15 protein-coding genes are annotated in these 21,312 nt (G+C 59.2%); 9 read left to right on the top strand and 6 right to left on the bottom strand.

Translation table 11 applies throughout. From position 1 onward, the window contains the following. The first annotated feature begins 1,201 nt into the window (after nt 1–1,201). Nucleotides 1,202–1,471, top strand: coding sequence for a hypothetical protein (locus AAAX59_RS07495; RefSeq protein WP_022095134.1), 270 nt, complete (start codon nt 1,202–1,204; stop codon nt 1,469–1,471). 94 nt (nt 1,472–1,565) lie between these two features. Here AAAX59_RS07495 and AAAX59_RS07490 read toward each other — a convergent pair whose 3' ends face one another. From AAAX59_RS07490 to AAAX59_RS07480, 3 genes are all read right to left on the bottom strand, one after another. After that, nucleotides 1,566–4,037, bottom strand: a complete 2,472-nt coding sequence (locus AAAX59_RS07490) for a phosphatidylinositol-specific phospholipase C (protein ID WP_349071320.1) — start codon at nt 4,035–4,037, stop codon at nt 1,566–1,568. Nucleotides 4,038–4,342: 305 nt separating this feature from the next. After that, the gene (locus AAAX59_RS07485) at nt 4,343–4,936 is read right to left on the bottom strand and encodes a hypothetical protein (RefSeq protein ID WP_349071319.1); all 594 of its coding nucleotides are present in this window, start codon (nt 4,934–4,936) and stop codon (nt 4,343–4,345) included. Nucleotides 4,937–5,162: 226 nt separating this feature from the next. Beyond that, nucleotides 5,163–5,768: a hypothetical protein gene (locus tag AAAX59_RS07480; protein ID WP_349071318.1), complete on the bottom strand. Its 606-nt coding sequence runs from the start codon at nt 5,766–5,768 to the stop codon at nt 5,163–5,165. Nucleotides 5,769–6,145: 377 nt separating this feature from the next. Here AAAX59_RS07480 and AAAX59_RS07475 point away from each other — a divergent pair, with 377 nt between their 5' ends. From AAAX59_RS07475 to AAAX59_RS07445, 7 genes are all read left to right on the top strand, one after another. Beyond that, a complete protein-coding gene (locus AAAX59_RS07475) occupies nt 6,146–6,778 on the top strand; it encodes a cyclodeaminase/cyclohydrolase family protein (protein WP_158551631.1) in 633 nt (210 codons plus the stop codon). 2 nt (nt 6,779–6,780) lie between these two features. Further along, nucleotides 6,781–7,635 (top strand): bifunctional 5,10-methylenetetrahydrofolate dehydrogenase/5,10-methenyltetrahydrofolate cyclohydrolase, encoded by an 855-nt coding sequence (locus AAAX59_RS07470; RefSeq protein WP_117776776.1) that lies wholly within the window; start codon nt 6,781–6,783, stop codon nt 7,633–7,635. Between the two features lie 354 nt (nt 7,636–7,989). Then, nucleotides 7,990–9,513: a C69 family dipeptidase gene (locus AAAX59_RS07465; protein WP_349071317.1), complete on the top strand. Its 1,524-nt coding sequence runs from the start codon at nt 7,990–7,992 to the stop codon at nt 9,511–9,513. Between the two features lie 99 nt (nt 9,514–9,612). Then, a complete protein-coding gene (locus tag AAAX59_RS07460) occupies nt 9,613–10,029 on the top strand; it encodes a hypothetical protein (protein WP_349071316.1) in 417 nt (138 codons plus the stop codon). 8 nt (nt 10,030–10,037) lie between these two features. Beyond that, the gene (locus AAAX59_RS07455) at nt 10,038–11,801 is read left to right on the top strand and encodes a lipopolysaccharide core heptose(II) kinase RfaY (protein WP_117639742.1); all 1,764 of its coding nucleotides are present in this window, start codon (nt 10,038–10,040) and stop codon (nt 11,799–11,801) included. 431 nt (nt 11,802–12,232) lie between these two features. Then, on the top strand, nt 12,233–16,021 hold the full coding sequence (locus AAAX59_RS07450) for a DUF4430 domain-containing protein (protein ID WP_349071315.1): 3,789 nt from the start codon (nt 12,233–12,235) through the stop codon (nt 16,019–16,021). Further along, the gene (locus AAAX59_RS07445) at nt 16,011–16,913 is read left to right on the top strand and encodes a DUF4430 domain-containing protein (RefSeq protein ID WP_349071314.1); all 903 of its coding nucleotides are present in this window, start codon (nt 16,011–16,013) and stop codon (nt 16,911–16,913) included. Before AAAX59_RS07450 ends, AAAX59_RS07445 begins: the two co-directional genes overlap by 11 nt. A 158-nt stretch (nt 16,914–17,071) precedes the next feature. Here the strand turns inward: AAAX59_RS07445 and AAAX59_RS07440 are convergent, their stop codons facing one another. The 3 genes from AAAX59_RS07440 to AAAX59_RS07430 form a co-directional block, all read right to left on the bottom strand. After that, nucleotides 17,072–17,479, bottom strand: coding sequence for a GtrA family protein (locus AAAX59_RS07440; protein ID WP_055250894.1), 408 nt, complete (start codon nt 17,477–17,479; stop codon nt 17,072–17,074). A gap of 218 nt (nt 17,480–17,697) precedes the next feature. Beyond that, nucleotides 17,698–18,093 (bottom strand): GtrA family protein, encoded by a 396-nt coding sequence (locus AAAX59_RS07435; RefSeq protein ID WP_117564479.1) that lies wholly within the window; start codon nt 18,091–18,093, stop codon nt 17,698–17,700. A gap of 78 nt (nt 18,094–18,171) precedes the next feature. Then, complete coding sequence (locus tag AAAX59_RS07430; protein WP_349071313.1) at nt 18,172–20,088, bottom strand: fructose-1,6-bisphosphatase; 1,917 nt, start codon at nt 20,086–20,088, stop codon at nt 18,172–18,174. 320 nt (nt 20,089–20,408) lie between these two features. On the opposite strand from AAAX59_RS07430, the gene AAAX59_RS07425 reads away from it, so the two are divergent. Further along, nucleotides 20,409–21,299 (top strand): DegV family protein, encoded by an 891-nt coding sequence (locus tag AAAX59_RS07425; RefSeq protein ID WP_099431938.1) that lies wholly within the window; start codon nt 20,409–20,411, stop codon nt 21,297–21,299. Nucleotides 21,300–21,312: the final 13 nt, after the last annotated feature.

Here is a 21,312-nt window from a genome sequence, read left to right as displayed (position 1 = left end):
CCGCGGCGGCGACCGATCGCGCGTGGACGTCCAGGCCGATGGAGGTAACATGGGGCATGGGAAGCCTCCTCCCCGCAGGTGCGGTAAGGGCTACCGCACGGGCCGATACTCAAAGCCCATTGTGGCATCCCGAGCCCGCGGAAAGAAGCTGCGCCGCGGGGGAGGCGACCCGAATGGCTTTCTCATATCGTCTTTATGACTCCCTTCGCTATCCGTTACTGCTTATATTCCCGCCAGATCGAGTAGAGGTTCCGGGCAATGCCGGTCACATACATCGAGAGGCGCAGGATTTCAAGAAACAAGTTCATAGGCTTCACCCCAATCGGAGATCGGAGCGTTGCCCGCAGGCGGATTCCGCGGCAGACAAGATTTTACCCTATACGCCGCAGCGGGGGATATCTGACCCCAGTGTTAGAGTGGTGTCCATTTGCATGGATGACCGGGCATGATCGCGACATATCCTGGAGTTGAAATGCCGCTGGGGATACGAGGGGGAGCCGGGGTCGGATGTTGGGGCTCAACGAAGCAAGTGGCGCTTCTGTTTTCTTGGGATCGGGGATGCGAATCAGCCTGCAGCAATGGGCCCAACTCGATTCGGGGCGCAGTGAGTCCCGAATCGAGCGTTCCTGGCTGCCATGCATGTCAGGTGATGAAAGTCCACAGCGGCATCGCCTTACACGGCAACGGGGGCCTCTTTGGGGCGTCCCACCCTTGGTGTATCGGCGAGTCGTGCCTCGATGGAGGCTTTGGACATCATGCGCTTGGTGCCATCCTTCCATGAATCCAGTAGTCCTGCATTTAGCAGTTGTGACACCCGTGCTAAGCTAACACCGAGCATACGCGCGGCATCCGCTGCGGTGACGGCGGGAATGTCGCCGAGTTCGCGGCTGACGGCTGCAGCGACAATCTTGCCGCCGTGTCGCGGCTCATGTCCGAAGTCTGGCACGGGAAGTTCAATGCCGTCCGAATCAAAGAACTCGAATTCCCATACGTAAACCAGGTAAGACCTCCTCTAATGGCGAATAATACGAGGCGTGCTCCTAGAATATTCCAGTCGCATCGATGCAGCCGATCATGTCTATCTTAAAGCCTCGCGCGGACTCGAATTTCAATGTCGCCTAGCGCTTTCGTGCAGGATTCCCGAAGTGACTAAAATGTGGCCATAGAGACAGTTTTAACGAACCCCATGGGAGTGACACGCATGGATAACAACACCTTGCTGTTCCAGGACAAAGGGTCGGGCAGGTTTAAAGACGTCAAGATCTACCCCAACCGCATCGAGGTGCTTAAGAAGGGTACTTTCGGCGGCAAGCACACCGAGATTGTCTATCTTAAGGACATTACGGGTGTCAATAGAATTAAAGGCCGCGATGTTTTTCTGCGCAATCGACTGTTAACCGCTTGCGTCTTTAGTCTGAGCAGCCGCGCGAAGGCCCAGGAGTTCGTGAATGCGCTGAACATGGTGATGTAGCCTATGGCGGCGTTTGGGCCAAGGTAAAAATCGGGGGCACAGAACGGTATCCTGCGCCCCCGATTGAGTCGATGTGTCTAAAAGGCCGGCTTGCCTATTCGCTATCGTCCCCAGCGTTTTCGCGGTCATTTGCAAGCATCGCTGCGCCGGCGACCGTCGTCGCCACGGCGGCAGCGGCGAGCCCGGCGGCAATGCCGGAGCCATCGCCCGTGTCGGCGAGTTTTCCGCCCGAGCTCTTGCCCTGGTCGCTCTTGTTGCCCTTGCCATTCTTGTCGGCGCCGCCTGCGTTGGAACCCGTGCCGGTGCTGGCGCCGCCTGCACTGTCCGAGGCCGCTACGGTAAAGCTTGCGGCTCCATCGCTGGCGAGCGTGTAGTTCTGCGCCGCGTCGCCCAAGAGACCGTTCACGCGCACCCAGTACGTTCCTGCGGCAAATGTTTCGCCCTCGGCCATTGCCGTGCCCGGAGCGCCGTCCGCGTCGTGCACAAACTCGAGATGGGCCGTGCAGGCATCGGTTTCGAGCTTGCCCTCGAGTGATGCCGCAATCTTGGCGCGCACGTCTTCGCCGGCCTTAAGGCCTTCGAGTCCCTCAAAATGGGGCGTCAGCGCACGTGGATCGATATCGATGGGCACAGGGCCCTGCAGCCCCGTAACAGTCTCGTTGCCCAGGGCGTCGACATCCACATATTCGATGGCAAAAGCGCTTCCCGAAGCCGCCACGTTGAGTACGTTGCTGCTGTCGACGAGGCGGAAATGACCCTCGCCAACGGTCTTGCCGTCCTGGAGCGAGGCGTCGCTCAGCGAGTCGCCGTACGTCATGCGCATGCGGGTCGGGAGATAGCACGAAACGGTTTGCTTGTGCTGCGCATCGTTGTAATTGCGCTGGTAGATGCTCCGGGCCAGTGCCGCATCAACAAAGTCGGATGCGATGATGCCAATGTGCTTGCGGCAGTCCGCCTTTGTGCTCTCAACTCCGGTATTGTTTATATACGAGCTCTTGTACAGGTGCTCGTCGACCACTCGCGCTGCGGTAAAAGGGTTGTTTTGCGTGCAGCTCGTGTAGTTGATAAACCAGCAGCGCTCCGTTGCCTGCACCGTTGTCCCGTCCGCGGCAGTGATATCTACGGTGCTGCGCTCGAACTCGGACGCTGCCTTCAGGGCCATATCGACCCAGTCGATTTTACTGGACCCCGTGCAGTCGTAATGGTCTTGGGCATATACCGCTGTGCTATAGGGCTCTTTGTCGCCCGTATTGCCCGCAGCCTCAAAGCCTTGCTCGTATTTCACGAGGCACATGGACTTTCCGGAATGCGCCTTGATTTTGTCGTCCCATTCGGTGAGGTCGAGGCCCCACGTGTGGCCGTCTACACTGTCGCCGGCGAGTTTAAATCGACGCAGCAGGACGATCTTTCCGCGCACCTCGTTCAGTGTGGGGACATGGCTCGACGTATAGAACAGTTTGGGGTTCTCGCCCAAAACCTTGGCGAAAGCCGTCGTAACGCTTTCGTCGGTAGCTTCGTCGTTGCCTCGTGACACCAGCATGATGAGCGCTTCTGACGGGTTTTCGTTCAAAAATGTTTTGAAGTAACCGATGACATCGGAGAGATGTATAAAGCCCCCGTCTTTTTTGAGCAGGTAGCATATTCCATGGTCGATGCCGGGGTCGCCTTTATCGTTGTTCTTTCCAAGTCGGATATCAAAATAGCGAATGCCTTCGAGCAACTGCGTGGGGATGTAATCCTGCTGGCACTTTGCAAGCGAGGTTTGGGGCTCGGTGTCGTTGTCCACGCTGCAGGTGCTCGAATCATGCGTGCCCGGGATGCTCAGCTCGTCGAGGTACTTGCTGCCATCGACGTGGCTCATCCAACATGGTCCGTCGACGTAGCTGCTATACGTGATCCAGTCGATACTTCTAACCGTGGTATTGATCTCGCCCTTGTCGTAACCGACAAGTTCGAGCTCCCACGGAATACTCTTCCTCTTGTGGCAGATCTTGTTGTTGTCTTGGTCTTTGCCGTCCTTTTCTATGGCCAGGTAATTAATGTCTTTTTTCTCGTTTGTGCGGTCTCGGATGATGTAGGTTCCGTTTTGCTGGCGGTCGAACGCAAAAGAGCGGCTGGCCTTGCCGTCATGCTCGCCACTCCATACGTGGATGACCTTTCCATCTTTGTCCGAGTCGCCATCGACTGACCAAATGCTGTAGCCCGTCTTCTTGTGCTCTTCGAAATTGAGCAGGGTGCGGATGGCATACCAATTTGTATTTTCTGTATCGGTCGCTACGTGCTCAAGGATGAGCTTGCTGGACGTGCCGTCATTAAACAGGTGGCAGACGTTGCCGATGACGTTGCCGTCTTCGTTGACGCTCGCGGTGCGAAAATAGCCCGCGGGGCGAAGGCGAATGACGAACTTGTCGAGGGTGGCCGCCGGTGTGGGCGTGTCTTCTGCAAATGCCGCGCGCAGGGGAATACCCAGCGTCGCGGTTTCGGGCAGGCTTACAAATGGCGACAATGCTGCGAGTCCTAGGCCCAGCGTAAACGCTCGGCGGCTGATGGCATGGTGTTCGGTCATAACTTCTCCATTCGCAGAGTGCGGTTATGCGATAGTTTTGGTCACTATACTGCCCAGATGTTTAAAGATGCTGGTTTAATTGTCTGCGCGGCGCAATAAATCGGTGGGCGGACGTGTTGGGGTGTTTGTCGTTTTCGTACTGTTGCCACATTTGGGGCGGTTCCGGCGTCCGGCATCCTCGCGTTCGTCGGCTACAGGCATAAGAAAGGGAGGGTCGGTTTACCGGCCCTCCCTGGGTACGAAGCGCTGGGGTACCGTCGCTTGTTTGCACTGCGACCGTGTTTCCCGTTGCGCTCGCCAGTCGCTTAGCGCTTGATCTCGATATCGTCGAGCTTGACGTCCATGGCCTCGGTCTTGGCCTTGGCAATGTCATCGGCAAACTCCAGAGACTTCATCATGGTCTCGACGGCGTCCTTGTGCTCCTCGACATTGTCGATGCTCACGTAAACGCTGCCGCCGCCTGCTTCGGTGAAGTACTCAGTCGTTACGCCGCCCGAGTGTGTATAGGAAGCGTTGCGCCAAGTCTTGCCGTTGTACTTGACGGGATCATTCTCGGTCCACTCAAAGTTGGCCTTCCATTTGGCCTCGTAGTCGAACAGCTCGTCAGCGTTCTTGTCAGAGTCGAAGACAGGGATGAAGCGATCGCTGGCGTGCTCGCTCTCGGTGAACTTAAACTGGGCCCTGTCGGCGGTGTCGCCGGCAACGTCGGTGATCTCGACGCCCTCGGGCACCTCGACCTTAAACCAAATGTAGTCGGTCCTCATATCCACGGCTGGCTTTTCTGCGCCGCCGCCACCGCCACTGCCGGTAGCGCCGCCGCTTCCGCCGCAACCCACCAGGGCAACCGCGGCAAGGAGACTGATGCAGAGTGTGAGAATCGCAAAGGCCTTCTTTTTCATGGTCGTGTCCTCCTCGATCTGTAACCGCCCATGGATTACCTGCCTTTACTGTACGCGCGGACGGCTCGCTAGGGTGGGCCATGTGTCCCATTCTGGGTGCCGGATTTGCGCCGTTAAGTGGCAATATGCGCGGGCGCAAAAGAGGGGAGGGCCGGCCGATCCGATCCTCCCCTGGCTGGGCGTCCGATCATTTAATGACTGCGCATGCGATGCTGCGTGCGAGCCCCTAATGCTTGATCTCGATGCTCGAAATCTCGACTTCGCGTGCCTCGGCAACTGCCTTCGCCATGTCATCGGGGAACTCGATGGAGTTGAGGAGCGCCTCGGCTTCTTTCTTATGCAGATCGAAGTTCGAGATGAGGACGTAGACGCTTCCCGGCTTAACGTCGGTAAAGAGGAGGGTTGAGACGCCGCTGTTGTCCTCGTACGTTCCGACGAGCCACGTCCTGCCGTTATACTCGACGGACCCGCCATCCTTCCACTGGAACGTATCACCTTTCTTTTCTGCCTGGTCGGCGTGGGATTCCTCTGCCGTCAGCGCTTTTTTCCAAACGGGGATAAAGCGATCGGCCGAACCGTTCTCGTCTTCGGGGAAGGTGAGCTGGACCCTGTCGGCGTTCTTGCCTGCCGAGTCGCTTACGCCAACGCCCCCGGGCATCTCGACCTTAAACCAGATAAAGTCGGTCTTCTTGGCGACGGGGGCCTTTTCCTTGCTCTCGCCCTTGGCGGCGCTGCTGCCTCCGCCCGATGCGTTCCCGCCGCAGCCCACGAGGGCGAGCGCGGCAAAGAGGGCGATGCAAAGGGAAAGGATCGATAGGGTCTTTTTCTTCATGGTGGCGTCCTCCTTGTCTGCCGATGACATCACGGCGCCGCATGCTGTTGGGGTACTGATTGCGCTGGCGGCGGATGTCTCTGTGTGCTGTGCGGCTTATGCCTCCGTTCATTGCTTGTGGCCGTTGCCCGGCCGTGCCCCAACGGGTTCCTTACTTATAGATATGCCCCAGCTTGTGCTGCCCGGGAGTCTCGAAAGGTGGGCCATGTGTCCCATGTTTGTGTCGCTGCCGCCTATCGTGTGCCATAGAAATCCGCGATGGCCAGGTGCGCTGACGCCCATGTGCTTATGGGCTAGACTTAGCACCATTACGTGATCGATGCGGTCGGTCGGCGGTTGCCACCCGACCGATGTATATGACTTGAAGGTGCATGTGCATGAGCCAAGAGATGATGGACAAGACCTGCCGCGGGTTTGCCGAGGCGCTGGCCGCGCGCGAGCCGGTTCCCGGCGGTGGCAGCGCGAGCGCCTTTGTGGGCGCGCTGGGCGCCTCGCTGTGCGGAATGGTTGCCCGCTACGGTGCGACCAATCCCGCGCTTGCTGATCGTGCGGATGACCTGACGCGTGCGTTTGCCCATGCTGATGAGCTGGCCCAGGAGCTTGTCGAGTTGGTTGCCGAGGACGTTCGTGCCTATGGGCAGGTGTCCGCGGCGTACGGTATTCCGCGTGACGATCCGGCTCGAGCGACCGCGATTCAGGATGCGCTGCATGTGGCCGCTATGCCGCCGTATCGCATTATGGATGCCTGCGGGCGTGCGCTGGCGCTGCTCGAGGACATGGCCGACAAGGGTTCGCGTCAGCTGCTGTCCGATGTGGCGTGCGGCGCCGTGTTCTGCCGTTCCGCTATGCAGGGCGCGAGCTTGACGCTCTTTGCCAACACCACGTCTATGAAGGACCGGGCGCGCGCCGAGGAGCTCGAGACCGCGTGCGATGAGCTGCTGGACACGTGGTTGCCGCGCGCCGATGCGCTGGCGCGCCGCGCCGCCGACGCTGCAAGGAAGAGAGGATAGCCATGGCTGAACTGCTGAAGGGCGCTCCCGTCGCCCGCGCGTTGACTGAGGAACTTGCTGCTCGCTGCGTGGCTTTGCGCGAGCGCGGCGTTGTTCCGACGTTGGCTATCGTGCGTGTGGGTGAACGCGAGGACGACCTATCCTACGAGCGCGGTGCGCTCAGGCGCTGCGAGAAGGTTGGCATTGAAGCTCGCCGCGTTTTGCTTCCCGCCGATGTTTCGCGGGACGAGCTGTTGGCGGCCATCGAGGACATCAATACCGATTCGTCTGTTCATGGCTGCCTGATGTTCCGCCCGCTGCCCGCCGGCCTTGACGAGGACGCGGTTGCCGCGGCACTCGATCCTGCCAAGGACGTTGACTCCATGACGCCGGCTTCGCTGCTCACCACGCTTTCGGGGCGCGGCGAGGGTTTTGCCCCCTGCACAGCCGAAGCCGTGCTTGCTTTGCTGGATCATTACGGCGTTGAGCTGGATGGGGCCAAGGTCGCGGTGGTCGGGCGCTCGCTGGTGATCGGGCGTCCTGTTGCCGCCATGCTTACGGCGCGCAATTCGACCGTGACAACGTGCCATACGCATACGCGCGACCTTGCTGCCGAGTGCCGTGCTGCCGACATTGTGGTTGCCGCCGTTGGACGCGCGCGTACGATTGGCGTGGATGCGGTTCGCGAGGGCCAGACGATCATCGATGTTGGCATTAATTGGGACGAGGCCGCTGGCAAGCTGGTGGGTGACGTCGATTCTGATGCTGCGGAGCCGGTCGTTAACGCCATCACGCCCGTGCCGGGCGGCGTGGGCGCTGTGACGACGGCGATCCTCGCCAAACACGTGATCGAGGCGGCCGAGCGCGCATCGAAATAGGCGTTTTGGGCTGTTTGAGGGGTTAGCTCTATACCCCGTGGACAGAAAATGCCAAATATGAGTACTGTTGCCAAGATAGTCACATATATTTTAGGCCAAATAGGCTCTCTAACGATATTTATTATCGATAGAGAGCCTATTTTATTGGACCTATGAGGAATTACATCATCTAATTTTTGAACAAATGTAGACTTTCGACACCCATACGTAGCAAAATTGCTGTTACTAAATTGGTGACAGTACTCATATTTGGCATTTTTTGACCACAGGGGTTGCCAGCGCCGTGGTTTCGCCCTTTCTGCGCCGAAGCGATACACTGTTGCCGTTTGATTTCTTCGCTCAAGGAGGATGCGCATGCCGTGCACAACGATTTTGGTCGGTAAAAACGCAAGCTACGACGGGTCGACCCTGGTCGCGCGTAACGAGGACTCGTCCAACGGGGTGTTTGAGCCCAAGCGTATGCGCGTGGTGCATCCCGACGAGCAGCCGCGCGTCTACACGAGCGTCCTGAGTCACCTGACCGTTGAACTGCCCGATAACCCCATGCGCTACACGAGCGTCCCCGATGTTGTTCCGGGCCACGGCATCTGGGCCGAGGCCGGTTTCAACGAGCTCAATGTGGGCATGTCCGCAACCGAGACGCTCACCACCAACGAGCGCGTTCGCGGCGCCGACCCGCTTGTGGACTACGTGCCCGCCAAGGGCAACGAGGGTGAGGACGGCTATGTGCCGGCGCAGCCCGGCGGTCTGGGCGAGGAGGACATGGTGACCCTGGTCCTGCCGTACGCTAAGTCCGCCCGCGACGGCGTGCGTATCCTGGGCGACCTGCTCGAGCGCTACGGCACCTACGAGAACAACGGCATCGCCTTTAGCGACGTGGACGAGATCTGGTGGCTCGAGACCATCGGCGGTCACCACTGGATCGCCAAGCGCGTGCCCGATGACGCTTATGTGACCATGCCCAACCAGCTGGGTATCGATAGCTTTGACCTGGATGACGCCGAGGGCGCCCAGGGCGATCACATGTGCTCCGCCGACCTGCGCTCTTGGATGGCTGAGTGGCATCTGGACCTGACGCTGGGCGTCGAGGGCGACGGTCCGGCCGCGGTCTTTAACCCGCGCGAGGCCTTTGGCTCGCACAGTGACAGCGACCACGTCTACAACACGCCGCGCGCCTGGTACATGCAGCGCTGCCTCAACCCCAGCGATGTGTGGGACGGTCCCGAGGCCGACTACACGCCCGAGAGCGACGACATCCCCTGGAGCCGCGTGCCCGAGCGCAAGGTGACCATCGAGGACATCAAGTACGTGCTTTCGAGCCACTACCAGGGCACGGAGTATGACTGCTACGGCAGCAAGGGCACGCCCGCCACGCGTGGCGCCTATCGCCCCATCGGCATCAACCGCAACAGCCAGCTCGCTGTGCTGCAGCTGCGCCCCTATGCGCATCCGGCCTACCGCGCCGTGCAGTGGATGGCCTTTGGCTCCAACTCGTTTAACGCGCTGGTTCCGCTGTACGCCAACGTCGAGACCATGCCCGAGTACTTTGCCGACACGCAGGCTCGCGTGACGTCCGAAAACTTCTACTGGGCCAACCGCCTGATCGGCGCGCTGGCCGACGTCCGCTTCCATGAGTGCGGCCGCGCAGTCGAGGATTATCAGGAGAAGGTCGGCGGCATGGGCCACAAGCAGATTCATGACGTCGACGCTGCCGTAGCCGTTCTGCCCGAGGCCGAGGTGCCTGCCGAGCTTGCACGCGCCAACGAGGAGTTTGCCGAGCTCGTGCGCGTGGAGACCGATGCCCTGTTGGGCAAGGTGCTCTACACCACGAGCTGCGCCATGAAGAACTCTTTCGCGATGAACGACAACGTGAGATAGGGATTTCCCGTCGATCGAATAGCGCTAAAACGCTTTGTCGCTTTCACTCAATCTTGGGTACAAGAACGCCAATGCAGTTGTTTGTGATTGGAGACAACCATGGTTATGAAACTCGATCAGCTTGTTAACGGTGCCATCAACGTGGGCTTTGGTGCTGCTGCCGTCGCCGTCGAGGGCGGCAAGAAGGTTCTCGACGACCTCAATACCAAGGGCGAGCAGGTCCGCAAGGACGCAGGCGCCCCCGGTATCGCCCGCAGTGTGTCCGACATGTTCGAACAGGCCGGCGGTACCATCTCCGATCTGACCGAGCGCTTGGGCATGCAGGGCGAGACCGCGGCCCAGCGCGTGCTCGACGAGCTCATTCTGGCTCGCGTCCGCGTCATGACAGCCCCCGAGCGCACGGCCTTCCTGGCCCATGTGCGCGACATCGTCGATTCGGTCGAGGACAACGTGACCTCGGTGCCCGTCGAGTCCGTTGAGCCCGACGATGCGAAGGATACCGAAGAGGCCGAGTAGCAGCGCAGATGGCAGATTCCACCACCGATTACAACAATCTAGATCCCTTGGGTGACGAGGCGGCGGTTGTCGATGAGGTCGATGCCGCCGTCTCGGGCGCTCGCAAGAAGCCGCGCGCTGTCGATATGGTCCCCGAGGAGCCCGACGCGATGGCGCCGGATGAAGAATACCAGCTCACGCCGGCGGGTCGCCGCGAGCGCATCGGGCAGATTGTTCGCCTGGTCAAAAAGTACCGCGTGTGGGATAACCTCACGCCGGTTCGTTTGCGCCGCCTGCTCGAGGAACTCGGCCCCATGTTCGTCAAGATGGGGCAGATTCTGGCCAACCGGTCCGAGATTCTGCCGCAACGCTTTTGCGACGAGCTGCGTCGTCTGCGGTCCGACGTGGAGCCGGTGCCGTACGAGGTCGTACTCAGTTGTCTGGAAGAAGAATACGGCCTGCGCCTGGGAGAGATGTTCGATGCGATCGACCCCAATCCGCTTGGTAGCGCATCGCTCGCGCAGGTGCACCGCGCTCGTCTGGTGACGGGCGAGGACGTGGCCGTCAAGGTGCAGCGCCCCGGTGCGCAGCAGGTTATGGCACAGGACATCGATATCATCCGCTCGGTGGTGCGTATCGTTTCCAAGTTCGTCAACACCGATCAATTCGTTGACCTGCACGGCGTAGTCGAGGAGTTGTGGACCTCGTTTCGCGAGGAGACCAACTTTTTGGCCGAGGCCAAAAACCTCAACGACTTCTACGAGTTCCATAAGAGCGTTCATGGCGTGACGTGCCCTAAATCCTATCTGGACCTGTGCACCGAGCACGTGGTGGTTATGGACTACGTCGACGGCATTTCGATCGCCGATCCTGAACGCTTGGTGGCCGAGGGCTATGACTTGGAAAAGATCGGTGCCGCAATCGTCGAGGATTACTCGACGCAGGTGCTCGATGACGGCTTTTTCCATGCCGACCCGCATGCGGGAAACATTATTCTCAAGGACGGCATCGTTTACTTTATCGACTTGGGCATGGTCGGACGCATGTCGAGTCACGATCGCGGTATCGTCAAGGACATGATTTTCGCCGTGGCCGAGGGTGACGTGCCCAAGCTCAAGGATTCGCTCATGCGCTTCGCCGTGACGCGTGGCGACTCGGCTGAGCTCGATCATTCGGCCTTTTTGTCCGATTTGGACTTTATCGTGGCTGACTTTGCGGGCCTTGACCTGAAGGATCTGGATATCGGCGAGTTTTTGACCTCGCTGTTAAACCTGGCGCGCAAAAACGACGTTGAGCTGCCGAGCGTGGTAACGATGTTCGCCCGCGGCATGGTGACGCTCGAGGGCCTGTTGACCGAGTACATGCCCAACGTCAACATGATCCAGATCATTCAGACGCATATCAAAAACGAAAAAAGCACTTATGCGCGCGTGCGCGACATGGGACGCGATCTTGCCGCGAGCAGCTATCGCGCGGCAAAAGGCTCGCTCGAGGCGGCCGAGTATCTGGGCTTGGCTTCGCGTATGCTCACGCGCGGCCAGCTTAAGGTGAACACGCAGATCATGAGCAGCGATAAGGCGCTGCGACAGCTGGGCGGAATTATCGACCGCATGTCGATGGCAATTGTGATCGCCGGTCTGTTTATCGGTTCGTCGGTGGTGTACTACGCGCGCATCGAGCCGGTTGTGTTTGGTATCCCAGTCATTGGCTTTATGGGCTACGTGAGCGCGCTGGTGCTGGCGCTTATGCTGGGCCGCAATATCTGGCTCAACAGTCACGGCGGCAAGCACTAGAGGCCGCGACCGTCACCGCATTTTACTATCGCAAACAACAGCTTTTACCTTGGGCTTCGCCTGCGTGCGAGGCCCTTTTGCGTGATACCATTTTGACGGTAATAATCGATGGCCTAGATGGTGGTGCGGAGACGCACGAATGCGCGGTTTACCTGCGCGTTTGGGAGAATTGGGGTGCAAGTCCCCGGCTGTACCAGTAACCGTAATTCCTCTTGGCTCGGGATGTTCGCGTCGCAGATCGGACGACGTGCCCGAGTCGTTAAGGTTAAGTCGGATCGCCTCCCATCTTGCATGCGGCTGCGGCGTATGCCGCCGGTGTGCATAGGGCTCTGGAGGGAAGGGGGACCCCGATGGGGGAACTCGAGCGCAACATGCGCGATGACGTGGGGCAGCCTCAAGGCAACGCTCCAAGTACAGACAGTAGGAGACAAATGGATATGTTTGTGGACGAGCGCCAGCGCGTCTCGCATCGCCGTGGCGCGATTGCACGCGGTGTAGCTAAGCGCGGCCTGGTGGCATTCCTGGCCTTCGCGATGGCCTTTGGCACCACGCCGGCTCAGCTGTGGGCCGAGGGCGCCGAGGGCATTGCCGAGGCTGTGGCTCAGGCTGCGACGCCTGCCGAGAACGGCTCTGGTGAGTCCGCGACAAGCCCCGCTGCCGACCTCAATGCGAGCGGCGTGGTGGCGAATGGGGGCACTGCCGAGCAAGATGCCGCCGCGACAACTTCGGGCCCTACCGACAAGACTGAGGACGATAGCGTTGCAGGCAATGAGGCGCCGGTTGCATCGACGTCCGATGCCTCGAAGCAGGACGCCGCCGTTGTCTCTGCCGCTGGAGAGGCCAAGACTCAGCCTGCCAAGGCCGAGAGCCAGGATGTCTCTGCCACGTGCTCCGTCGTCGGCACCGACGCCAAGGGCGCCCAGCAGACCTGGGCCGCCGCGCAGCGGATCACGCTGAAGGAGGGCTCGACCGCGGCCGACCTCTCCGAGCAGCTCTTCAAGCAGGCCGGCCTGACCACCGATTATGATCCCAACGGCACCTGGGGCTGGGCGCTCAACACGATCACGTCGCCCTTCGATAAGGACCGCAAGCTCGGCTACGACTCGGCGACCGGCGCGTACTGGCAGCTGTTCGTCAACGGCAGCGCCTCCGAGGTCGGCGCGGGCGGCTACACGCTCAAGGACGGCGACTCCGTCGTCTGGTGCTACTCGAAGTACGGCGACCCCGCGCCTGTCGCTCAGATCTCTGCCACGTGCTCCGTCGTCGGCACCGACGCCAAGGGCGCCCAGCAGACCTGGGCCGCCGCGCAGCAGATCGCTCTGAAGGAGGGCTCGACCGCGGCCGACCTCTCCGAGCAGCTCTTCAGGCAGGCCGGCCTCAAGGCCGACTACGACCCCAACGGCTCCTGGGGCTGGGCGCTCAACTCGATCACGTCGCCCTTCGACGCGGGCCGCACGCTCGCCTACGACCCGGCGACCGGCGCGTACTGGCAGCTGTTCGTCAACGGCAGCGCCTCCGCGGTCGGCGCCGGCGGCTACACGCTCAAGGACGGCGACTCCGTCGTCTGGTGCTACTCGAAGTACGGTGACCCCGCGCCCGCCAATCAGATTTCCGTTAGCTGCACCGTTGTCGGCCAGGACGCCTCGGGCGCTCAGCAGACATGGGCGCAGCCCACGACAGCTTTGGTGGAAGAGGGCACGACCGCTGCTGATCTTTCCGAGCAGGCCTTTAAAAAGGCCGGCATTGGCGCCAAAACGGGGAAAGGCACGTACGGCTGGTATCTCGAGTCGCTGACTTCACCGTTCAACAAGACCGTGACGCTTTCGAGCGAGAAAGTTAACGAAAACACTTGGAAATTCTGGCAGTTCTTCGTTAACGGTCAGGCGGCCAATGTCGGCGCGGGCAATTACACACTCAAGGCCGGGGACAAGGTTACCTGGGTCTATGGCTTTGATGGAACCATGCCCGGCCAGGTTTCCGTTTCAATGGAGATCATCGGTAAGAAGGATGAGAAGGCGCAGCGCTGGACCGATCCTTCGACGCAGGTGTTTGTCGAGGGCACGACGATCAAGGACGCTTCCGCTGCCTACTTCGATGCCATTGGCATTGAGTCCAAGATGTACGACCAATTTGGTTATTGGGGTGTTCATAGTCTTGTCTCCCCGTTTGATGGCACCGAGCTGTCGGGTGCATGGTCGTTCTTTGTCAACGGCGTTCCCGGGCCTCAGCTCGATAGCGATTACGTGCTCAAGTCGGGCGACAAAATCGTTTGGGCTTACGCCCCTGGCGACACCGTTCCTAATCCCGATGAAGTCGTAGTCGATCCGAGCGCTTCGCGCCCGACCGATTGGAAAGCCGACTGGAGTGGCAATTCCAATGCGGTGGTCAAGAACGTGTCCACGCCTACGGGCGCGCTGGCAAGCTCTTGGACGTTCGATTGGAGGGCCTACTCGGGTGCCACGTATCCCAATGCGAGCGAGCCTATTGTCGTGAACGGCAACGTTTACCTTGCCGTGAACAAGCGTTTGCTTAAGATCGACGCCGAGTCGGGCAAGGTGCTTGCCGAGTCGAACCTTCAGACTGCGATTGGCTACACCACGCGTCCGATTTATACGAAAGGCTTGGTCATCGTCCCGCTCGACGGCGGTGCGGTCCAGGCTCTGACGGCCGATACGCTGACGACGGTTTGGGTCACTGACTCTGTGAGCAAATCTGCCCAGTCAAATTCCCAGCTGACGGTTGATGGCAACTATCTCTACGTTGGCACCGTTGATGTCGACTATGGAACGAGTACGTACAATAACGGTCACCTGACGCGTATTAATATACTGACCGGCGCTGTTTCTTGGCAGCATGTTAATGCTGATGAGGGCTACTACTGGACGAGCGCTACAGTGGGCGACGGCTATATTCTGGTTCCGACGAGTGCGGGTACCGTTGAGATGCTTAGCAAGTCGACGGGTGATGTGCTCGGCAGCGTTTCGGTTGGTGCCATCGTCAACTCCGGCTGTGTACTGTCCAAAGACGGCAAGCATGCCTATGTGATCTCGCGTGACGGCAAGCTCCACGTGCTGGCACTGTCGGACGCAAGCGCAAGGGCCTCTTCGCGCATTTCCGAAGAACGCGTCATCGATCTTGGTCTTACGGGTTGTGCCTGCATGCCCACGCTGTATGGCAATAAGCTAATTGTCGGTGGCGAGGTTTCTGGCGGTTCGGCGCTGGCGATTGTCGACCTTGATAATGACTTTGCTACGACGTTGGTTTCGTCTGCCGATGGCTCCGTGCTTCCTGCCGGTGGCATCAAGGGCGCACCGCTCGTGAGTGTCCAGGCGGATGACACGTACGTTTATTTCACTGTCAACTATGGTGCGACTTCCGACTATGTGAACTACACCTCGGGCGGTGGCGTGTATCGCTACAAGATGGGTGACGCACAGGCGACCGGTGCGTTTAGCGCAGCGGGACACAACAATTACTGTGACTCGCCGATTGCCTGCGATGCCAAGGGTAACCTCTACTACATCAACGATTCCGGCACGCTTTTCAAGCTGAGTGGTGGCGTTAAGGTCTCGTTTGAGACTGGCGAGGGTTCTAAGGTCGACTTCCAGACGACGGCCGATGGCAAGTTGGTCAAGCCGGCCGATCCGACGCGCGATGGCTACACTTTCGGCGGTTGGTATACCGATGAGGCTTGCACGCAGGCGTATGACTTTAGCACACCGGTAACGGCCGACCTGACGCTGTATGCCAAGTGGACCAAGAATGCCGTTAACCCTGGCGGTAACGGCGGCGCTGGTTCGAATGGCGGCGGTTCTGGTATCGGTACTGGTTCCGGCACTGGCGCTGGCGCGGGTTCTGGCTCCGGCTCGAAGGGCGGCGCTATTGCCCCGGGCAAGAAGCCGGTGACCAAGACGACGGTGTCGACCAAGAGCGAGACCGAGGACAACAAGTCCAACAAGAAGGACTCCGATAAGTCCGATAAGAAGGACGAGAAGAAGTCTGACAAGAAGGACAGCAAGTCCGACAAGAAGTCCGATTCCAAGTCCGATACGGGCGCTGCTTCCACGACCACTGCTAAGAAGTCCTCTAGTACTGCCGAGCAGGAGACTGGCACCAACCCGCTCGCCATCGTTGGCATCGCCGCCGGCGTGATTGGCCTTGCGCTCATCGCCGTCTTCGTGCTGACCAAGCGCGGCAAGGGTGACGGTAATGCCCGATAAGCCCAAGGAGACTAACGGGCAACAGCTCGACCCCTCGTTTATCCAGCTCGATGATCCAAAGCAAAAGGGCGCCGCTTCGGCGGCGTCCGCCTCTCGTCGCAAGGCGCTCCTCGGTGTTCTGACTGCCGCGTGCACCATTCTGATCGTCGTCTCGCTGGGTTTCGTCCATCCTTCCACAAGCGGTGCCTGGTCCATCGACTGGATCATTCAGACCGTGACGGGGGAGAGCGTCGTCACCAAGGACACCAAGGCGTCTGGCTCGACTACGACTTCGGGCGAGGCCAGTTCCGAGAGCTCCAAGTCATCGAATGATGCAAAAGACGAGTCCAAGGGTTCGAACGACGCCAAGGACGATTCCGAGTCTTCGGACAAGGAATCGAATAAAAGCTCGGATAGCAAGAAGTCCGATGGTCAGAACGGCAAGAAGTCTGGAGATAAATCCGCTGCCCAGAATACGGGAGCCGGCGATACTTCCAATGTGTCTGGTGGTGCTTCTTCGGGCGGCGGTCAGTCGTCTGATGGAGCCTCCAGCTCTAATGGCGGAAGCGCTCCCTCGGGCGGCCAGGGCGGCTCGCAGGAGTCCAACTACGTAACGGTGACGGTTTCGGTCACATCGAGCGCCGTGGGCAATCCTGTGTCTTCTGGCGGCACCTTTACCTTTAACGAAGGCGCTACCGTCTACGATGCCCTGTGCGCGCTGGGCCTTTCTGTCAACGCACATGGCTCGTCGTACGGCACGTATGTCTCCGCGATTGGTGGTTTGGCCGAGAAACAGTACGGCGGCACGAGCGGCTGGATGTACTCCGTCAACGGCACAACGCCCATGACGGCCTGCAGCAACTACGTTCTCTCCAACGGCGACAACGTGGTCTGGTATTACGTTACAGGCTAGAGGCCTCGACATAGCGCGCCAGACGGGCGGTTCGGACAAACATCCGGGCCGCCCGTTTTCATGCGAATGGGACCGGGCCGCCCGGTCTCTCGGCAAACAAAAAACCGGTTGGAATGGGAATTCCAACCGGTTATACATTCAAGCAAATAGCGAATCGACTACGACCGTGCGCCCTCGAGGAAGAAGCGACGGCTGAAGTAGTTGTACCAGGTGACGAGGAACGTGGCGATGGCCTTCATGGCCTGGTAGCCGATGCTCAAAAACGTGACGCCCACAAACATGTATAGGTCGTTGAGGCCCAGGCCGATCACCGACAGGATGGTGAAGATCGTGAACTCGCGCTTGCGGCTCATGCCCTCGCGGTGGTCGAACACATACTTCATGCTGAGCCAGTAGTTGACCACGACGGACGTGGTAAACGAGACCGTGGTGCTCATCAAAAAGTCGAGGTGAAACAGCTCGACGAGCGCAATGAGCATACCCCAGTCGATGCCAAAGGAGATAAGACCCACGACAGCGAACTTGAGGAACTGCTTGGTATGAGGTTGTGCCAGTGCCTTGCGCACGTAATCACATCCAATGCGTTGATGAATCGAGCAGAGGATACTTTAGAGCTTTTGCAAGGGAAACGTAAGGTCTTTGCCAAGAACTATACGAACTCGCCAAATTATCAAGTGCTAATCCGCAAACGTTGAAAATTTGCCCGTAAACGAGCAATGCCCACGAACAACACAGCGCTCGACGCGCGTCATCTGTGGGCATTGTAAAGCTGTAAGGTTGCGAGTTACTTGGTCTCGTCGCCTTCCAGGAAGATCTTTCGGGTCACAAAGTTGTAGACCATGACAAGCGCGGTGGCGCAAATCTTGGCGATATTGGCCTCGAGCCCCAGGCCGGCGTTGAGCGCCAGCACGATGCCGTCGTTGAGTCCCAAACCGATCACAGACAGCACGACAAAGATAATGAACTCGCGGCGGCGGCTCATGCCCTCCTTGTGCGCAAACACGTACTTCATGCTGGCGAGGTAGTTAAAGATGAGTGAGATGATAAAGCCGCTGGTGTTGGCGATTAGGATGTTGAGGCCTAGACCGTAGTGGAGCAGATTCATAATGCCAAAGTCGATGACCGTGGCAATGACGCCGACGACGCCAAACTTCATGATCTGCGCAAGGAGCTTTTGCATGGTACCTGCCTTATGGTGGCGCCGGGGCGCCGCGGGGATGACAAACTCAGCAAGTTTAGCCAATCCCCACGGGTGGTGCTAGGCGCGCTCCTCGATAGCACCGTTTCTATATGCATCGAGCAGCTGGCGCAGGTCCTGGATCTGGCTGCGGATCTTGGCACCGGAATCGGTGTCGCTCACCATGCGGCGACGGTCGGCCTCGTCAAAGCGGTTGGTCTCGCTTTCGATATCGACGTTGCGGGTGAGTGCCTCGGCAACCGTCGTAAAGGCCCGGTGCGACTTGAGGCGGCAGCCGCGCGAGCTCGAGATGAGCGTATAGCCGGCGATACCCGTCTTGGGATGGTAAGCGCGGCAGAAGCCGCCATCGATGACCAGCAGCTTGCCCTCGGCGCGGATGGGCTGCTCGCCCTTGGTGGTTTTAACGGGCGTGTGGCCGTTGATGATGTGGCCGGTCGGTGAACATGCCATGGGCGTGACGCCAAACTCGCGCATGATGTCGTCGCAGACCGAGGGCGACTTGGTAAGCGTAAAGTACGGGTCCATCGGCTCGACCCAGGTGCTCTTATCGGCGATATAGGCGCGCTCAAAGGTACGCACCAGGCGTCCGCTGGCGGGTGAGTTAAAGCCAATCCACAGGTACCACATCCAGTCGAGAGCGTCGCGGTCGCCCACACGCCAGGCGCGGCGGGCGATGTAGTCGCAAAAATCGAGATAATCGCGGCCAGTGTGCCAGGTGCCCAGGCAGTTCATGCTGCTAAAGGTGCCGTCTTCGTTGAGTGGCACGCAGCCATGGAACAGCAGGTTGCCGTTGGCAACCTTGTACATCGAGCCGTGGGAATAGAGGAAATCGATATGGCGATGCAGGTGATCGGCGGTGACAAACTCGGACACGAGCTTGTCGATGATGTGCTGCTCCTGAGACGTGAGCGTATAGGGGTCCGCCGGGTCGACGGTGGGGAAGTCGTTGGTCGTGAGCGGCCACACGCTGCCGTCGGCGAGCGTGACCGTGCCGGTGTCGTGTTCGATCTTGTCGAGTAACAGGCGGTCGGTCATGTCGAACTCGGGATGGCGCTGGATTATCTGGCCCTCGAGCTTAAAGAGCAGCACGTTGATGGCCTTGATCAGCGGGGTGATGGACTCGCCGGCGGTGTAGGTGGCATCAGCAAAGGCGACAAGTTCACGCAGCGAGATGCCGTAGTCGTTCTCCAGGATCTCGTAGTTGTCGTAGCGTAGGTTGTTGCGCAGCACCGTGGCGATGCAGGCAGGTTCACCGGCCGCAGCGCCCATCCACAACAGGTCGTGGTTGCCCCACTGGATGTCGAGTGAATGGTAGGTGAGCAGGCGGTCCATAATCTTGGCCGCGCCGCCACCGCGGTCGAAGATATCGCCCACCAGGTGCAGGTGGTCGACGGCCAGGCGCTTGATGAGCGAGGCGAGCGACTCGATAAAGTCGTCGGCGCTGGCGGTCTCTAGGATGGACTCCACGATGCGCTCGTGATAGCGCACGCGATAGTTGTTCTCGTCCGGATGCGTGTGTAGCAGCTCGTCGATGATGTAGGCGTAATCGCGTGGGATGGCCTTACGCACCTTGGAGCGCGTATAGCGGCTCGAAAGCGAGCGGGCGACCATGATGAGCTGGTCAAGCATCGTCTTGTACCAGGTGGGCGAGTCCTCGCGCTGGCTGCGGACCAGCTCGATCTTCTCGCGCGGATAGTAGATGAGCGTGCACAGCTCGCCCTTCTCGTCAAAGGAGAGCGTTTCGCCAAAGATTTCGTCGACATGCTCGCGCACGACGCCCGAGCAGTTGTTGAGGATGTGCATAAAGGCTTCGTACTCGCCATGCACGTCGCTCATAAAATGCTCAGTGCCTTTGGGCAGGTTGAGGATGGCCGAGAGGTTGATGATCTCGGTAAACGCGGATTGCTCGGTGGGAAACTGTCTCGACAGCAGGCGCAGATACTTGAAGTCTTGCGGATTGCGATCGAATGCGACCATGAAACACCTTCCGATAGGGCTGGTAAAACTGATAAACAGCGTAAAACGTTTATCAGTATGCGCCGCTTTTGTTTCGATTGGGGATGGGCGGCCGAATTGTTAGCCGAACGGTTTGGTAAATCGATTTAGTGGAGGTAGATATGGCGGTTGAGTGGAGACGATAGAGGGTGTTTTCTCAGATATTTATGCGTGGGGTCGGTGGAAACGATGGTGGTAAAGATGTTCGCTATTTTTGGTTCGATTTGGTAAATAGTGGACATATGTACCGTATGTAGGCTCACTGTGCGATAATTTGCGCAGCAATGAGTAAGGAGCCTCATATGAGTGATTTTGTCCTGACCTGTGAATCCGCCGCCGATCGAACTCGGGAGTTCTTTGAATCGCGCAATATCCCTGTCGTGTGTTTTCATTACGAGATCGACGATGTTGTCTATACGGACGATCTGTATCAGTCGATTACGCCGGACGAGTTTTTTGCCCAGATTGCCGCAGGCGCCATGCCCAAGACGTCTCAGGTGAGCGTGGGTGAGTACGAGGAGTTTTGGGAGCCGCTTGTTGCCGAGGGTAAAGACGTGCTGCACCTGACGTTGTCGTCGGGTATTTCGGGTACGTATGGCTCGGCTTGCGTTGCGGCGCAGATGCTCGCGGATCGCTATCCCCAGGGCGGCAAGGTGCGCGTCATCGATTCGCTGGCGGCGTCTTCGGGCTTTGGCCTGCTGGCGGAATGTGCCGCCGACGTGCGCGATAGCGGGGCTTCACTCGACGAGACGGCTGCCTGGATCGAGGAGCACAAGCTCAACCTGCACCACTGGTTCTTCTCGACCGATCTGTCGAGCTACCTGCGCGGCGGTCGCATTTCGGCTGCGAGCGCGATCATCGGCACGGCGCTTAAGATTTGCCCGCTTATGACGGTCGATTGCGAAGGTGGGCTGTCGCCACGTGAGAAGATTCGCACTAAGAAGCGCGCGATTTCCGAGATGGCTAAGACCATGATGGCACACGTGCAGGACGGTGCGGATTATTCGGGTAAGTGCGTCATGTCGCACTCGGCGTGCCGCGAGGATGCCGAGGCAGTTGCGGCGCTGATCGAGGAACAGATTCCGCAGCTTAAAGGCAAGATTGAGATCAATAACATCGGTACTCTGATTGGCTCGCATACCGGACCTGGCACGGTGGCGCTCTTCTTTATGGGCGACAAACGCGTGGATTAATTTGCCCCATCAC

Origin of the sequence: Collinsella sp. CLA-ER-H2, assembly GCF_040092405.1 — a bacterium.
Taxonomy (GTDB): Bacteria; Actinomycetota; Coriobacteriia; order Coriobacteriales; family Coriobacteriaceae; genus Collinsella.
Note: the sequence above shows the minus strand (reverse complement) of the source record. Positions and strands in the feature narration are given on the sequence as shown.

Excerpts from the sequence above, each read along its gene's own strand:
- AAAX59_RS07495 (WP_022095134.1), top strand. The coding sequence starts at position 1,202 with ATGGATAACAACACCTTGCTGTTCCAGGACAAAGGGTCGGGCAGGTTT.
- AAAX59_RS07490 (WP_349071320.1), bottom strand. The coding sequence starts at position 4,037 with ATGACCGAACACCATGCCATCAGCCGCCGAGCGTTTACGCTGGGCCTA.
- AAAX59_RS07485 (WP_349071319.1), bottom strand. The coding sequence starts at position 4,936 with ATGAAAAAGAAGGCCTTTGCGATTCTCACACTCTGCATCAGTCTCCTT.
- AAAX59_RS07480 (WP_349071318.1), bottom strand. The coding sequence starts at position 5,768 with ATGAAGAAAAAGACCCTATCGATCCTTTCCCTTTGCATCGCCCTCTTT.
- AAAX59_RS07475 (WP_158551631.1), top strand. The coding sequence starts at position 6,146 with ATGAGCCAAGAGATGATGGACAAGACCTGCCGCGGGTTTGCCGAGGCG.
- AAAX59_RS07470 (WP_117776776.1), top strand. The coding sequence starts at position 6,781 with ATGGCTGAACTGCTGAAGGGCGCTCCCGTCGCCCGCGCGTTGACTGAG.
- AAAX59_RS07465 (WP_349071317.1), top strand. The coding sequence starts at position 7,990 with ATGCCGTGCACAACGATTTTGGTCGGTAAAAACGCAAGCTACGACGGG.
- AAAX59_RS07460 (WP_349071316.1), top strand. The coding sequence starts at position 9,613 with ATGGTTATGAAACTCGATCAGCTTGTTAACGGTGCCATCAACGTGGGC.
- AAAX59_RS07455 (WP_117639742.1), top strand. The coding sequence starts at position 10,038 with ATGGCAGATTCCACCACCGATTACAACAATCTAGATCCCTTGGGTGAC.
- AAAX59_RS07450 (WP_349071315.1), top strand. The coding sequence starts at position 12,233 with ATGGATATGTTTGTGGACGAGCGCCAGCGCGTCTCGCATCGCCGTGGC.
- AAAX59_RS07445 (WP_349071314.1), top strand. The coding sequence starts at position 16,011 with ATGCCCGATAAGCCCAAGGAGACTAACGGGCAACAGCTCGACCCCTCG.
- AAAX59_RS07435 (WP_117564479.1), bottom strand. The coding sequence starts at position 18,093 with ATGCAAAAGCTCCTTGCGCAGATCATGAAGTTTGGCGTCGTCGGCGTC.
- AAAX59_RS07430 (WP_349071313.1), bottom strand. The coding sequence starts at position 20,088 with ATGGTCGCATTCGATCGCAATCCGCAAGACTTCAAGTATCTGCGCCTG.
- AAAX59_RS07425 (WP_099431938.1), top strand. The coding sequence starts at position 20,409 with ATGAGTGATTTTGTCCTGACCTGTGAATCCGCCGCCGATCGAACTCGG.